Source organism: Pseudarthrobacter oxydans, assembly GCF_013314975.1.
GTDB classification, from domain to species: domain Bacteria; phylum Actinomycetota; class Actinomycetes; order Actinomycetales; family Micrococcaceae; genus Arthrobacter; species Arthrobacter oxydans.
Genome location: NZ_JABTYH010000044.1, coordinates 17771 through 32196 on the forward strand (window position 1 = coordinate 17771; position 14426 = coordinate 32196).

Sequence of the window (14426 nt, forward strand, 5' to 3'; positions counted from 1 at the left end):
GCTTAGGCCTCCAGCCGGACATCGACAAGGGGGTAGGAGTTGGTGGGTGCCAGGTTGATCCCGGACACCCGCTCCCGGTGGGCGAGGACGGATTTGGGGACGAACGCCCAGGCGCAGGGCCAGGTGTCCCAGACGGCCTGCTGTGCGTCGTTCAGCAGTTCGGTCCTGCGGGCGGGGTCCGCTTCGGCGGAGGCGGCCTGGATCTTGGCGGTGACCTCGGGGATCACGTAGCCCTGGTAGGTGTCGCGGGTGGCTTCCTTTTCGGGGGTGCCGGAGTACATGCCCTGGAGCATGGTGATGGCCAGGCCGGTGGGGCTGGGGTAGCCGTTGCCCAGCAGGTCCCAGTCGCCCTGCTTGCCCTGGCGCCAGGCCAGGATGTTGCCGCCGGGTTCGAACTGCTGCAGCTCGGCCTTGACGCCGATCTTGCCGAACATCTCCACCAGGGCCTCCATCACGGAGGTGTCGGAGGCGAACTCGCCGGTTTCCCAGATGATCTTCAGGGTGAGGTCCTTGACGCCTAGTTCCTCGAGGGTGGCCTTGGCCTTCTCGGGATCGTAAACGTATTCGCCGGTCTTGTGGTAGCCGGTGAGGCTGGAGGGCGTGACGCCTTCGGCCTGGGTGACGGAGTCCACCAGCACGTCGCGGACCAGCGCCTCGCCGTCGATCGCCATGCTGAGGGCCTGGCGGACGCGGGGATCGGCCAGCGGGTGGCCGGCGGGCTTGCGGAAGTTGAAGAAGATCTGGTTGAGGCGGAGGCTGGAGGCTTCCTGGAGTTCCACGCCGGGAAGTCCGGCGAGCTGTTCGCGGGAGTCCGGGGTGATGGAGTCGATGACGTCCACCTCGCCGCTGCGCAGGGCGATGACGCGGCTGGATTCCTCGGGGAGGAACCGGACTTCCACGTTGTCCACCTGCGGTGCCGGGCCCCAGTAGTTCTTGTTGCGTTCCAGGCTGTAGGTGCCGGCGCCGCGGTTGAACCTGGTGACCACGTACGGGCCGGTGCCCACGCCCTCCTGCAGTTCCTCCGGCTTGTTCTGCGCGGCGGGGGTTATCAGGATCATGCTCATGAGCGAGTCCAGGATGGGGATGGGCTTCTTGGAGACCATCCTGAAGGTGCGGTCATCCACGGGGACAACGTCGGGGAATTCGGGGAAGAAGCCGGCCACAAAGGAGCCCTGCACCTGCTGGTACATCTTCAGGGCCGTGGCTACGTCCTCCACCTGCACGGGGCTGTTGTCCGAGTAGCGGATGCCTTCGCGGAGGGTGACGGTCCATTCCGTGGGTCCGGTCATCTCGAAGCGCTCGGCCAGGACCAGCACGGGTTTAGTTTCGGGGCCGATGGCGGTGAGGCCCTGGCGGACGGCGCGCTGCACGGTGACGGCGGCGTCGAACTGGTTGAGCTTGTTGTCCAGGCTGACCAGCGAGCGGTTGAGGGCCAGGGTCAGGGTGCTGGGGCCCGGGAGTCCGGTGGGGCCGGCACAGCCGGCGAGGCTGCCGGTGCCCAGCAGAAACCCTGCTGCCGCGCCGAACTGCAGCAGGCGGCGGCGGGAAATCTCACTTCCTTGAGGAAGAACGGTCATCGTTGACCTCTCGGTAGATCGGGGGGACGGCTGCCGGCCGGAGTGGCTGCGCCGAATGTTGTGTCCATCACTTTGCCACTCCTGCGCAAATTGCGCAACCCCTCTAGCGTGATTCGCGCAAGCATGTCATGATGAATGCATCCCGCCACTGCGCGGGCCCCAGCCGACGACGAGAGGAGCAACGTGGCTTCCGTATTTGTGCAGGCCGACGATTTCTCCGGCGCCGCCGAGGTTGGCTCCTGCTTTGTGCAGCACGGGCTGAGTGCGCAGGTCCTGCTGGGTACTTCCACCGTTCCGGAAGCGCACGACGCCGGCACCTCCTTTGCGGAGCCCGCCGCCGACGTTGTGGTCACCGATACGCACTCCCGCGGGCTTGCTGAATCTGCTGCCGAGGCGCTGGTCAAGGAAGCATTCACCGGCCCCGACGCCGACACTGCGCAGGTGTTGTTCAAGAAGATCGACTCGCTGTGGCGTGGCAACGTCCGTGCCGAAGTTTCCGGGCTGGCGGGGCTTGGTTTCCATGCCGTTGTTGCGGGCGCACTCCCCCAGCTGCAGCGGTCCGTAGTTGACGGCAGGCCCTTGGTTGCCGGGACTCCCTTGGTGGAGACGGGCCTGTGGCACGCCGAACAGTCGGCCCCGCCGGCCGACATTCCGTCGCTGCTGCGCCCCGAGGATCCGTCCTCAGTGCAGACCGTGAACCTTGCCGAGGTGCGGTCCGGTTCGCTGGCCGCAACACTGGCCATGCTGTTGGACCCGGGCCAGCCCGCGCTGGTGGTGGCCGACAGCGAAACCGTCCAGGACCTGGAGCACGTGGTGGACGCCCTGCTGGACCTGGACTTCCAGGCCGGCGGCCGGCGCATTGTGCTGGTGGGTACCGGCGGAACGGCTGACGTTCTTGCAGAGCGCCTCTCAACCCAGGTTGCGCGAAATGCGCAAGCTGGGGCACAAACGGACGCAACCACCGCAGAAGCGCCGGGAGCTGCCAAGCCGGTGCTCGCCGTCGTCGGCTCCGCTTCTGAAACCGCTCAGGCGCAACTGGCCACACTCGAAGCCCAGGGCTTCACGGTGGTCCGGCTGCACCCGCAGTACGCCGGTGCCACCGGGGCCTACGCTCCCCAACTGGCCCAGGTTTCAGCGGATTTGCGGACAGGCCACCGCGTAGCCGTCACACTGGCCGCGTCAAAAGTGGACCCGTCTGGGTCAGCCCGCATCGTGCAGGCTCTGTCCGGGTTTGCCGCCGAGGCAGCGAAGGCAACACCAGCAGACCTGATCCTCACCGGCGGTGAGACGGCCCGGGAAGTCCTGGACGCCGTCGGCCTCCACCGGCTGGTACCGCTTGCGGCCGTGCAGCACGGGGCCGTGCTCAGCCGCGCCGATGACGGGACGCTGGTGGGCACCAAGCCCGGCAGCTTCGGAGACGACCTGGCCCTCCTACAGCTTTACGACAAAATCCGGGAGCGCCGCGGCCTGACCGCGCAGGCTCCCGCCACCAACCTCTCCCCTCAAGACCAACCCTCTGGAGCACCCATGACAACCGAAGCAAGCAAGACCGAGCAGAACACCCTCCCCTACGTCGCCGTCACCATGGGCGACGGCGCCGGGGTGGGGCCGGAGGTGGTGGTGGCCGCCGTGCTGGATCCGCAGAGCAACGCCGAGTGCCGGCCCGTGGTGATCGGCGACGCGCTGCGCCTGCGCCAGGCCGCGGACGTTCTGGGCATCGAGGCGGACATCCAGAGCATCGAAGACGTGGAGGATGCGGTGTTCACGCCGGGCCGGGTGAACGTGATCGACCTGGCGCTGCTGCCGGAGGACCTGCCGTGGGGGCAGCTCTCCCCCGTGGCCGGGCACGCCGCGTACGAGTACATCCGGGTGGCCAGTGAGCTGGCGATGGCCGGGAAGGTGCAGGCCATCTGCACCGCGCCGCTGAACAAAGAGGCGCTGCATGCCGCCGGGCACATCTTCCCCGGGCACACCGAGCTCCTGGCGCACCTGACCGGCACGGAGGAAGTGTCCATGATGCTCTCCACCCCCAAGATCCGGGTGATCCACGTGACCACGCACATCGGGCTGATGGACGCCATCCGCAAGATCAACCCGGACCTGGTGGAGCGCACCATCCGCCGCGGCCACGAGGCGCTGGTCCGCGCGGGCATCCCGAACCCGAAGATCGGCGTGTGCGCCATCAACCCGCACGCCGGCGAAAACGGCCTGTTCGGCCAGGGCGAGGAAGCGGAGAAGATCGAACCGGGTGTAAAGGCCGCGCAGGCTGCCGGAATCAACGCGGTGGGCCCGCTGCCCGCGGACACACTGTTCTTCCTGGCCGGCCGGGGCGATTACGACCTGGTGGTGGCCATGTACCACGACCAGGGGCACGGGCCGGTGAAGGTGCTGGGCATCGAGGCCGGGGTGAACATTACGGTGGGCCTGCCGGTGATCCGCACGTCCGTGGACCACGGCACCGCGTTCGACATCGCCGGCAAGGCGATCGCGGACTCCCGGTCCATGGTGGAGGCGCTGCACCAGGCGGCGGAGATGGCCACCCGGCCCGCCGTCGCCGTGTAGGCGTTGCTGCGGGGACTGGGCGGGGGCCGGAACTAGCATGGGTACCACTGCCACGGGAAGGAGACCGGGAATGCTGAGCGCAAACGCGCGGCGCGAGGAGATCTACCACCTTGCCGTGACCACCGGGCTGGCCTCCGTGGAAGAACTCTCCGCCCGGTTCGAGGTGACCGCGTCCACCATCCGCCGCGACCTGGCGCTGCTGAACGGGCAGGGCCGGCTGGCCCGCACCTACGGCGGGGCCATGGCGCTGGGCGCGCACCCGGAGGCGTCCCTGCGGCAGCGCACCGGCGAGGCATTCGAGCAGAAACACGCGATCGCCCGCTGGGCGGCGTCCGTGATCCGGCCCGGGGAGAACATCCTGCTCGACGCCGGCTCCACCGTGGGTGCCCTGGCCCACGAACTGCGCGGGTTCGAGAAGCTGTCCGTGACCACCCCGGGCATCAACACCATGCAGGAACTCGCAGACTCCGAGGGCATCGAGGTGGACTGCCTGGGCGGCCGGCTACGGAGCCTTTCGCAGAGTTTTGTGGGACCGCTGGCCGAGGCGGCCCTGGAGCGGATGAGCTTCGACCGCGTGTTCCTCGGCGCCGACGCCGTCACCGCCGAGGACGGCATCTGCGAAGCCGACCACGCCCAGACCAGACTCAAAGAACTCATGGCCCGCCGCGGCCGGGAAGTGTACGTGCTCGCGGACTCGTCCAAGCTCGGGCTCCGGCCGTTCCACGCGTGGACGCGGCTGGCTTTGCCGTGGACTTTGGTAACGGACGACGGCGCCGACCCGGAGCAGGTGCAGAAGTTCCAGGACGCCGGGGTACGCGTTGAGGTCGCTGAGGTCGGGCAAACACGAAAGTCGAATCCGCCATTTGTTTAGTACCCGCATTCGGACCAAAGTTAGTAAAAACGTAGACCTCGCCCTTTGAGAAAATTAGTCTAGACACGTAGAAGTTTCAGCCCTGATGAAGGGACATCTGCAATGGTGCAAACACGATTTAACCCCCCGCCCGGCTGGCCGACACCACCCGACGGATGGGAGCCGCCTAAAGGCTGGACCCCTCCCGCTGACTGGCCAGAGGCTCCGGAAGGATGGAATTTTCGGGTTCCTGTTGAACAGCCTGGCAAGGGCACCGTGGGCGGCCTTATAGACAAAGCCCGGACTGCACGAGGACAATCTCACGTCACAGAGAATGCGCGTCCAGATGCACCGGGTACAAGGGCAGCTGAAGTGCTCTGGGAAGGCGCGTCATCACAGCTAGGCGGTATCGGCGGCGGGCGGTACCGCCTGACACGGCATCATTTGTACTTCGAGTCCGGCGTGCTCCGGACAGATTCGCAGCAAATCCCAGTTGAGCACATCGCCGACATTGATGTATCGCAGACGATAATTCAAAAAGCACGCGGGGTGAGCAATGTCGTCGTTCACCTGCAGCGCCCCAACGGTGGAGCTGAGGTCGTCATCATGGAAAACCTCTCAGACGGCAAGGCTGTTCAGGACGTTCTCAACCAGGCCGTACGAGCAAGAAAGTCGGAGCTGATGCGGGAAGCGACTACACACACTTATCTGGGTGGCCATGCGCCGGATGCGCCTCGGGGGGCAACTCCTCAACCAGCCGAGGAGAAAAAGCCCGACATAATCGAGCAAATCAGCAAGCTTGGTGAGCTCCTTAAGTCTGGTATTTTGACCCAGGAAGAGTTTGATGCAAAGAAGGCTGAACTGCTGCGTCGACTCTGAGATCAATAATTTCGAATGTTGAGCAGCAGAGTCTCGGGCGACCTTTGAGCATGACAACTGGCCTGAACCCGCTCGTCGAACGTAGCCCTATATACGTGTGCCACATGGCAAGGTCGCATGACCCTCCGTTAACGCGCAGGAAGCGGCCGATGCAGCCCGTCCAGTCCAGGACCTGTAAAATCTTCTGATGCCTTTTTCTAAACCCCTCCTCCGCCCGTTAAGCTGCCTCCGCACCGAGTCCCTGACCGGTGAGACGCGATGATGCTGGGACGCCGGCGATTCTTGGAGTGGATCGGGGCTGCGGCGGTAACGGCCGGGGTGCCCAGCGCACTTACTGCCCCGCCCGCGGCAACTGTTCCTTCCCCTGCCTACGCGAACGCCCGCTTCGTCAGCAGCGGCGGGAACGATGCCAACCCGGGCACCAAGGCAGCGCCTTGGCAGACGCTTGCGCGGGTCAGGGCGGCGCTTGACACCGGCGAAGTGGGGCGCGGCGACGCGGTCCTGCTGCGGCGCGGTGACGTGTTTTGGGGGTCTCTCAAGGTTCCTGTGCTGAAAGGGACATCGGGAGCTTTTACCCTTGGTTCCTACGGCAGTGGCGCGCTGCCACAGATCAACGGCTACAAGGTGAGCACGGACGCGTGGGCGCTGCACAGCCCCAACGTCTGGAAGCTGAACCTGACGGCCGGATCCGGGGAGTTCACCGGCAACACGGCCGGAACCTCAACGGACGTCGGATTCCTGAAGGCCGGCGGCACCATCCACGGCTGGAAGCGGTGGAACCTGGCCGACCTGGCGCAGGACTGGGACTTTTACAGCGACGACACCCACGTGTACGTGAAGCTGGGCGTCTCCCCGGGTGCCGGGGTGGAGATAGCCGTGAAGCAGCAGGGTTTCCGTCCCGCCTCCAACACCAACGCCTCGGACCTGCACATCCTTGGCCACGGCGCCCACGGCGTAGGAATTTACGGGACCCAGAACGCGCAGATCACGGACTTCCTGATTGAGGAAATCGGCGGTTCGCGGGTATCAAAGACCACCCGGTTCGGGAACGGCGTGGAAATCTGGATCGGCTGCGCGAACGTGCTGGTCCAGGGCAACACGATCCGGCAGACGTATGACACGGGCACCACCATGCAGGGCAGTGCCGAGGGATCCAACGTTGGGTGGACGGACTGCAGGTTCGTGGGCAACACCATTGAGAACTGCAACCAGAGCCTGGAGGTCTGGTCCCGGGGAACACCGGCTGCAGGTACGGGACACATCCGGTGCTCGTTTACGGACAACGACTGCCGCGATGCCGGATTCTCCTGGGCTGCCAACATCCGGCCGGACCAGGCAGGGATGGGTACGCACCTGCTGACCTACGACGTGGAGCTGCCCTGCGACATCGAGATTGCCCGGAACAGTTTTGTGGGCGCCAAGGACAACTTCGTGCGCTCCAGCGGCACCGGGCGGCAGATCCCGGAGGGCATCAGGACCCACAGCAACACCATCTCGCTGGACAGCGGGCAGAAGATTGCGTACCAGCATCCGGAAACCATCGAGCAGCTCGAGGCATGGCGTTCCCGTACCGGCAACGGACAGGCGTAGCCCGGGGCACGGCGGCTCCTGTCCTGGCCGGTGGCCGTCCAGGACAGCTCACCCGTGGGCGTGGCGGCACCCTCTGGAGATAGCGGACGACGGCGGCATCGCCCTGCCTGCGTCCCTCGCCAAGGTCTTATGGCCGGCGCCGGGCTACCCTCTGTGGTGGAGCAGTTCCAGTCCTAGGACCTGGCGTCTTCATGTGCAGCGGTGGATTCGGCGATCCGCTTGATTGCTGCGAGCGTTTTCGGAATGCCGTCCAGCGCCCGCCGGGTGCGGTCGGCGATCTGGGCGTCAGCGTCAGCACCGTACTTCTCCCCGAACATGGTTATTCCTTCGGGCAGGAATTCCCAGGACTCGGTCAGGACGGTTCCGGTGTCTGCCGCGGTGAGGGCGAAGCCCCAGCGGACAAACCTGCCGCCCACGACCCAGGCGAACTCGCGGCCGCGCTCGGCAGCCACCACCTGGGACCGGGTCTCCCAGGACCGGTGCGGGAGCTCGTTGCGGCCGGTGAACCAGGCCCTGGGCTGGCCGGCGCTGTCCTGGTCGTCCCACCAGCAGGACGTGCAGACCGGGCTCCACTCACCGGTGCGGGTGATGTCGGAGACCAGGTCGTACAGCGCCTCTGCTGATGCCCTGACGGTGACCGACTCCTGGTGGTGGCGGATGCTGTTCTGTATCATGGGTCCATCCTTACAGACGGTCACTTCTTCTGCCGCCGGCTGCCGCCGTGCCAGTCCTCCTGCTGGCCGGCCGTACCGGGGCTGACCCCGAAGGCCGGGAGCTGCGGCTGCTCGCGCAGGCTCCGCTTGAGCTCCGCGAAACCAGGGAACCGTGCCAGCCCCACCACGTGGTCCCACAGCTCGGCGGCCGACTGGTCGTCCGGCAGCCGGCTGATCACCGGCCCGAAGAAGGCCACGCCGGCGGGCGGTTCAAAGTGGATGATGGGCGTGCCCACATCCTTGCCCGTCAGCGCCAGCGCCTCATCCGTCTCCTGCCGGATCTCGCTGTCCCAGGAGTCGTCGTCGAGGGCCTCCGCAAGCTGCAGGGGCAGGCCGGCATGGGCCAGGACCGGCTCCACGAACTCCCGCGTCCCCCGTCCCTCACGCACCGCGGCCTCGCTGCGCTGGCTGGCCGTGTCCGGGGCAGCTTCGAAGATGTGGGTCCCGAACGCCTCGTACAACCGGGCTATCGACTCGCGGCCATGCTCCGCACGTGCCCGGGCCGCCACCCTCAGGAGCCGGAGCCCGGCCGTGTGTCCGGCCTCGTACTCCGGCGGGAAGTGCGCGTCATAGTCAACGTGGGCGTTGATCACGCGCAACGAAATGAACCGCCAGTCCACGGTGTACTCGCGCTGCGCCTGCACCTGCCGCACCCACTTGCTTGTCATCCAGGCGAAAGGGCAGACCGGGTCGAAATAGAAGTTGATGTCGGCATCCACGCGTCCACCCTTGCACCGGTGTGTGACCTGCGTCTATTCGACACGGGACGTCCTTTTGTGCGCGGCCGAGCAAAACCCCGCAAGCCCCTGGTCACGGTTCCTCCACCGGGGTGCTGACCTTCCCGGGCGAGACGCACTGGAGGCCGGGGCCGGGAGCCACGTTCGTCTCCTCCCGCCAAGAGTGGACGCGGAACCTCGGCAAAAACTGAGCTAAACCTGGGACACCGCCCGGCGTCCGGCCTATAGGATTCCCTAGTCATCCGGGGCCACGGGCCTCCGGCGAACTGAAAATTGGGGGTAATCAATGCCGGAACTCGGCCGTATCTACTGGACCCGGCAGGGGCTTCGCCTGGCGTACTCAGCGGTGATGGTTTGGCTCGCTGTCGCGGTGATGTCGGCGCTCATGTCGAAGACAGCACCGGCCACCGGAGCGGGGCCGTCCGCCGCCGCGGGGGTTCTGCGCGGCATGGTGGAGAACGTCGTCGCCGCAGTTGCACTCCCCGGTGTGGCCGCCGTCGTCCTGGGTATTGCCGCTGCGGTCATCACCCGCAGGGACGTCCGGCGCCGGGATCCGGTGCGCCGTTTCACTCGCCAGCAGCGCCGTGAAGGGATGGCCCGGGCTGGCGGTGTGTGTGAACTGGAAGTCGGCTTCGGGCGCCGTTGCGGCCGACCGGCCGAGCACGGCGACCACTTTTACCCGTGGTCCAAGGGCGGCTCCACCAGCCTGCAGAACTTCGTTGCAGCCTGTGCCAGATGCAACCGCGCCAAGCGTGCCAGAATCCCGTCGCCGGGCCAGCAGCAACGGATGGAACGACGACGGCGGGAGTACCTGCCGCCGTCGGCCTCCCTCAGCGTGGGCGAACGGCAGCCCGTGCCCTGAGGCAGTGCCTTGAACTGAAATGTGCGGTCAGTCGGCTTCCGCTGCGTTGAATGGCCGGCTTACCGCTCGCCGTCTCCAGCCTTCGACAGCGTGAAAATGCCATACCTCATCGCACCGGTGCGGTATGCAAGGATCAGGCGGGGAATGCCCAGAAACGCGTTGCGGTTGCGCGCGCCCAGGGCCAGGCGGCGGGTCTCGCGGTCGGTGAGCAAGGCCTTCATGAGCCGGCCGGCGCAGATCGGCCAGGTGCGGGCGACCCGGCGGCTGACATCCTCATAGCCGGTTACCGCAAAGCCCGCCGCCGTTGCCATCGCCTCATACTCCTCGCGCGTGCCCATCGAGGGCAGGCGCCCCTCGCGGCAGATCGGCTCGAGCAGGTGGCGGACCTTCCAGCCGCTGGCATCGGTCCCGGCGAGCCACGCGCAGACGACGAGGCGGCCGCCAGGCGAGAGCACGCGGTGCGCCTCGGCGAAGAACCTGGGCTTGTCCACCATGTGCTCGCTCGACTCGATCGCCCAGGCCGCATCGGCCGAGGCGTCGGCCAGCCCGTTGGCGAGCCAGTCCCGGACCTGGATGTCAACGCCGGGCACGGGATGCGCGGCGGCGTAGCGGGCCTGCTCGGCGGACAGCGTGAAGCCGGTGACGCGGACCTCGCGGGTCACCGCAAGCCGCCTTGCGGTGGAGCCGTAGCCGCAGCCGATGTCGACGCACGCCTGTCCCGGTATGAGTCCCAGCCGGTCGCCGACTGTGTCCACCAGCGCCTCGACGGCCTCGCCGGGTGTCTCGCGGCCCGTCGCCCAGAGCCCGTGGTGGACATGCTCTCCCCACACCCGGCGGTAAATGGGATCGAGCTCGTCGTAGTGGTCCGCCACCGCCGCGGCGTTCTGGGAGATATCGGGGACGATCACGCCCCGACCCTACAACGGCGCTCCGCAGCGAAGGAAGAGGCAGGCCGACGGCGGCACGTGCGTCCCGCCGTCGTCGTTCCTTCTCTGCCGGGGAACGGCAGGCGTCCTACGGATGCACCGGCATGTTCAAGTTGAGGGCCTGGCAGCCGCAACCCTTGACCGCCGCGCGGACCCGGTCCAGCATGAGAGGACTTACTTCCGGTCTCCAGAGAGTTAGGAGTCCGTGGTGGCCCAGGGAAGATTCGACGACACCTTCTGGACAGGGCAGTTCCCCACGTGGGCCGGCGCGGCAGCCATGCTCGGCGGAGCGCTTGCTGCCCTGGCAGCCTTCCTTCATAACCTGCAGCCCATTGGCTGTGTCGGCATGGACTGCCCCACAGGGGCGCTGCGTTCAGCCACGGGCATCGTGTCTGTGGCCGGCTCTGCCGCGTGCCTCCTCATACTGGTGGGCATCGCCGGAATGACGCTGCTGGCAAGACGGTCCGGCCAGCGCCGGAAGCTCGCGACCACCGGCCTGATCACAGCGGCGGCCGGCTTCGTCCTGTTGTTTGCCGGCGAGATCGTCCAAAGCGCATTCTTCGCCGGCGACTTCCCCGGGATGCCCTTCTTCGTCATCCCCGGACTGCTGGCCGTCATCGCAGGCTTCGTGATGATCGGGGTCCTTATTCTTCGTTCAGGCATTTTTCCTCGCTGGCTCGGGATCCTCTTCCTGGTCAGCACCGTCGCCTTGCTGGCCGCCAATGAGCAAACCCCCGCCGTCCTGCTGGCCATACCCTTTGGGCTCGCCATGATGACGGCGGGCTACTTCATGGTGTCAGGCGGCGGCAGCAGGCTGGCTGCCCCTCGTGCCCCAAGCACCAGCTGACGGGACGGGCGGAAGTGGGAGATCGTCTGAAGGGACGACGGCGGCCTGCCGGGGTCGGGTGCGGCGTCGGCTGACCCAGCCCTGGTAAGGCACAACCGGCGGGCTTCACTGCAAAGTACGCGCACGCACGAGCTGATCATTGCCGGTGTGCCGCGCCCGGAGATCCCCAACGGCACAATCTATCCAGATGTAGCGCTCTCAAAGGTGACCTTGTAGCCGAGCGACCCGAACAGACCAGTCAGCATGCTCTTGGTATTTTCCCCTGCTCGCTGCCGCAGCTCGGAATCCTCGGCAGCGTCAGCCATATCCGCTTCGGCGAGGAGATAGAGTTCCGCTTGCTGGGGCGCAGTGAACGCATCTACGACTCGGTCAGCGATGCCACGATCCTGGCTGTAAACATATGATCGGTCATGGTCGATATTGGGCTTGTCGAGCTGCGGTTCGGGCAGCCGCAGCGTCACCGATTTTCCGTCCGCTGACAGAGCAAGGTCCTCTTCGGCGAGGCCGGAAAGGTCGACATAGGCATTAACGGTGCCTGCTGCCACAAAGAGGGTCCGTCGTCCTGCTATGAAATCGGGAAGCCCCCCGGTGTCTTCTTTCTCGTCCAACAAAAGCTCAAAATTACCGACCGCAGCGTGGTACTGGCTTACGTCCCTGACGGACTTGAGAAGAACGGTTTGGCTTCGCTCGCTTTTGCTCGAAAACGGGCCGAACCCCAGCATGGACGCTGCGAGCAGTGCAGCCAGTAGCACCGCCACCGCAGATGCAATGAGCGCGACGGGCTTGAATGATTTAGCTTCGGACACTGGACCCCTTTTGCGTTGAAACGGCTTGGGTTCCGTTCCTGTTGGTTGCCTTCCAGAAACTGCTGTCCGGCTGATTCAGGATTAGTGTAGCGGGACTCGTCCAACGGCATGCTGGCGACACTTTCATAAATCCTGACTTCAATGTGGGACGATAACGACCGGTGGCAATTGAGCAAGGACTGCGTCCTCGAGTCCTCATGCGGCGCCGCATCACCGCCCAAGGCGGGATTCACTTTCATGAGGGGGACAAAAGGTGACCATTGACAGCAAGGCACTCGTGCCGGTCTGGACCCTGGCCACGGAGGCGGTAAGCGTTTCTGATGTGTTGGGCAACGAAGGCCTCACACCAGTTCGTCTTGCAGAACTTAGAACGGTTCTGGCGGCACTTGCCGATTCCCCGATCGCCACACTCGAGATGCATTCCATGCCACCGACTCGTGACCGTAAGGGCGGGATCCCACTTGACGTTGCAAGCCCGCTGGCAAAGCAATTGGCGCAGCTGGCAACCCAAACAGCGAAATCCGCTCCCCCGCAGCTGAACGTGGCCGATGCGGGCGAGGTGCTGTACCGGATGGTGGTACCCGCCAAGGTTGCTGCGCAGGTGGGCAAAGGACTTGTTCGGCCCATGCCATCAACGGCAGTTGCCGGAGGCGTCTACGACGGGCTGCTCGGCTCCACCGGCATAGTGGCTAAGGCTACGTTTGTGCCTGTTGCTGGTAAAGCCGCAGCTGCAGGCACTGCCGGTGCTGCAACTGGTTCGGCAGCTACAGCAGGCGTCGCAGCTGCTAGCGCTGGAGCTTTGACGGTGGCGGCGCCACTCGTGCTGATGGCCGTAGCCGTCAGCGTCAGCGCGTATGCGGAGCACCAGCGTCAGGAAGCAATTGAGCGGATCACTGACCTCTTGGAGCAGTTGCACGAGGACAGTCTCGATAGGGAACGAAACGAGCTTGACGGTTGCCGTGAAGCGATCGACAAGGCGACCTCGATCCTCTTGGACCAGGGGCGGATCGGCTTCTCGCTCGGTCTGGATTCCTCCGTTCACGGCATCAACACCGCCATCGCTGCCACCCGGCGGCGGCTGAAGAAGTGGGAAGCGGCGCTGGAGGCGCTGTCCGACGGCGTAGTCGAAGTAAGCGAATTGAAAAAGCCGTTTCCCGGCATCACCGAGGAAGGCGGGACCTTCCGGGCGCACCTGGAGATTGCACGTTTGGCCATTGCTCTCAAACGGCGGGTGCTCGTTCTGCAGGCAGTCGAGCATGCCCAGCAGGACACCGGCAATTCCTTCAAGAGTTTCATCGGGACGCTCCACGACGATGGGCGCAGCACCGACGAGTTGGAGTCAGGCATCAACCAGGTTCTAATCCGGTTGTCCGCTCTCCAAGTGAAGCGCGACGGTGGGTTCCGCCTTCCCGCGTTTACGCCCGGCGAGGTAGACCAACTGCTACAAGCCTCGTACCGACTTCGTGCTTTGGGCGACGGCCTACAGGTAAATGGCCAACGGGATGACGTCGCAATTGAGATTGAGCGGAAGCGTGACGGGTCCCTCGTGGTTTTCCCTGCGGTCGCCGCCTAACTTGGCCAGCCTCGGCGAGCCGATTGGGTGACGTCTGCGGGGCTAGCAAGGCCAACGAATTTACCGATGATAGGGAGCAGACATGTCTGGAAGAACAGACAAAGCGGTAGGTGCACTGAAGGACGGCGGGCAGAAGGCAAAGGCTGCCGCCACCAAACTATATGCCCTCGCTCAGGACCCCGAGGTGCAGGCCAAAGCAGGGAAACTTCTTGAAGACGGCAAAAAGGTATACCGGATAGCAATCAGCCCGGAAGCCAAAGAGGCCTATCGTAAGGCAGCGGAAATCATATACAAGGCCCGTAAGAAATAGCCAGGCCTCTAGTCCGCCAGCACGAGCAATCATCTCAGCAGACCATTCCCCGGGAACCTCGAAGAGCCCCTTTTTTGGACTTACCACTTACCACTCGTTGTAGATTTGGCAACTGCTCGGCGATCTCTGAGCGGTTATTATTCATCGCCGCTGATCCGATTCAGCCAAGGCCTCGGCTGGTTGGGGCCCCTAGC

Annotated in this window: 13 protein-coding genes; 8 read left to right on the plus strand and 5 right to left on the minus strand. The window is 65.3% G+C overall.

Annotation, left to right across the window (positions count from 1 at the left end; all coding sequences use genetic code 11):
- Window positions 1-2: 2 nt before the first annotated feature.
- A complete protein-coding gene (locus HTS88_RS20210) occupies window positions 3-1577 on the minus strand; it encodes an ABC transporter substrate-binding protein (RefSeq protein ID WP_174181663.1) in 1575 nt (524 codons plus the stop codon).
- A 183-nt stretch (window positions 1578-1760) separates the two neighbouring features.
- On the opposite strand from HTS88_RS20210, the gene pdxA reads away from it, so the two are divergent.
- The 4 genes from pdxA (at window position 1761) to HTS88_RS20230 (ending at window position 7458) form a co-directional block, all read left to right on the plus strand.
- The gene (pdxA, locus tag HTS88_RS20215) at window positions 1761-4139 is read left to right on the plus strand and encodes a 4-hydroxythreonine-4-phosphate dehydrogenase PdxA (protein WP_174181665.1); all 2379 of its coding nucleotides are present in this window, start codon (window positions 1761-1763) and stop codon (window positions 4137-4139) included.
- A gap of 70 nt (window positions 4140-4209) precedes the next feature.
- On the plus strand, window positions 4210-5010 hold the full coding sequence (locus tag HTS88_RS20220) for a DeoR/GlpR family DNA-binding transcription regulator (RefSeq protein WP_174181667.1): 801 nt from the start codon (window positions 4210-4212) through the stop codon (window positions 5008-5010).
- A 351-nt stretch (window positions 5011-5361) separates the two neighbouring features.
- Window positions 5362-5868, plus strand: a complete 507-nt coding sequence (locus tag HTS88_RS20225; RefSeq protein ID WP_174181677.1) for a PH domain-containing protein — start codon at window positions 5362-5364, stop codon at window positions 5866-5868.
- Between the two features lie 318 nt (window positions 5869-6186).
- Entirely contained in the window at window positions 6187-7458 is a 1272-nt protein-coding gene (locus tag HTS88_RS20230; RefSeq protein WP_174181679.1) for a right-handed parallel beta-helix repeat-containing protein, read from the plus strand.
- Window positions 7459-7631: 173 nt separating this feature from the next.
- Here HTS88_RS20230 and HTS88_RS20235 read toward each other — a convergent pair whose 3' ends face one another.
- Together HTS88_RS20235 and HTS88_RS20240 are read right to left on the minus strand one after the other, a co-directional pair.
- Window positions 7632-8132: an SRPBCC family protein gene (locus HTS88_RS20235; RefSeq protein WP_174181681.1), complete on the minus strand. Its 501-nt coding sequence runs from the start codon at window positions 8130-8132 to the stop codon at window positions 7632-7634.
- Window positions 8133-8152: 20 nt separating this feature from the next.
- On the minus strand, window positions 8153-8890 hold the full coding sequence (locus tag HTS88_RS20240) for a mycothiol-dependent nitroreductase Rv2466c family protein (protein WP_174181683.1): 738 nt from the start codon (window positions 8888-8890) through the stop codon (window positions 8153-8155).
- Window positions 8891-9194: 304 nt separating this feature from the next.
- Between HTS88_RS20240 and HTS88_RS20245 the strand changes: the two genes are divergently transcribed.
- Complete coding sequence (locus tag HTS88_RS20245; RefSeq protein WP_174181685.1) at window positions 9195-9770, plus strand: HNH endonuclease; 576 nt, start codon at window positions 9195-9197, stop codon at window positions 9768-9770.
- Between the two features lie 59 nt (window positions 9771-9829).
- On the opposite strand, the gene HTS88_RS20250 is transcribed toward HTS88_RS20245, so the two are convergent.
- Entirely contained in the window at window positions 9830-10678 is an 849-nt protein-coding gene (locus tag HTS88_RS20250) for a class I SAM-dependent methyltransferase (RefSeq protein WP_174181687.1), read from the minus strand.
- 226 nt (window positions 10679-10904) lie between these two features.
- Here HTS88_RS20250 and HTS88_RS20255 point away from each other — a divergent pair, with 226 nt between their 5' ends.
- Complete coding sequence (locus HTS88_RS20255; RefSeq protein WP_174181689.1) at window positions 10905-11543, plus strand: hypothetical protein; 639 nt, start codon at window positions 10905-10907, stop codon at window positions 11541-11543.
- Window positions 11544-11722: 179 nt separating this feature from the next.
- Here the strand turns inward: HTS88_RS20255 and HTS88_RS20260 are convergent, their stop codons facing one another.
- Window positions 11723-12349, minus strand: a complete 627-nt coding sequence (locus tag HTS88_RS20260) for a DUF4230 domain-containing protein (protein WP_174181691.1) — start codon at window positions 12347-12349, stop codon at window positions 11723-11725.
- Between the two features lie 253 nt (window positions 12350-12602).
- On the opposite strand from HTS88_RS20260, the gene HTS88_RS20265 reads away from it, so the two are divergent.
- Complete coding sequence (locus tag HTS88_RS20265) at window positions 12603-13922, plus strand: hypothetical protein (RefSeq protein ID WP_174181693.1); 1320 nt, start codon at window positions 12603-12605, stop codon at window positions 13920-13922.
- Between the two features lie 82 nt (window positions 13923-14004).
- On the plus strand, window positions 14005-14232 hold the full coding sequence (locus HTS88_RS20270) for a hypothetical protein (protein ID WP_174181695.1): 228 nt from the start codon (window positions 14005-14007) through the stop codon (window positions 14230-14232).
- Window positions 14233-14426: the final 194 nt, after the last annotated feature.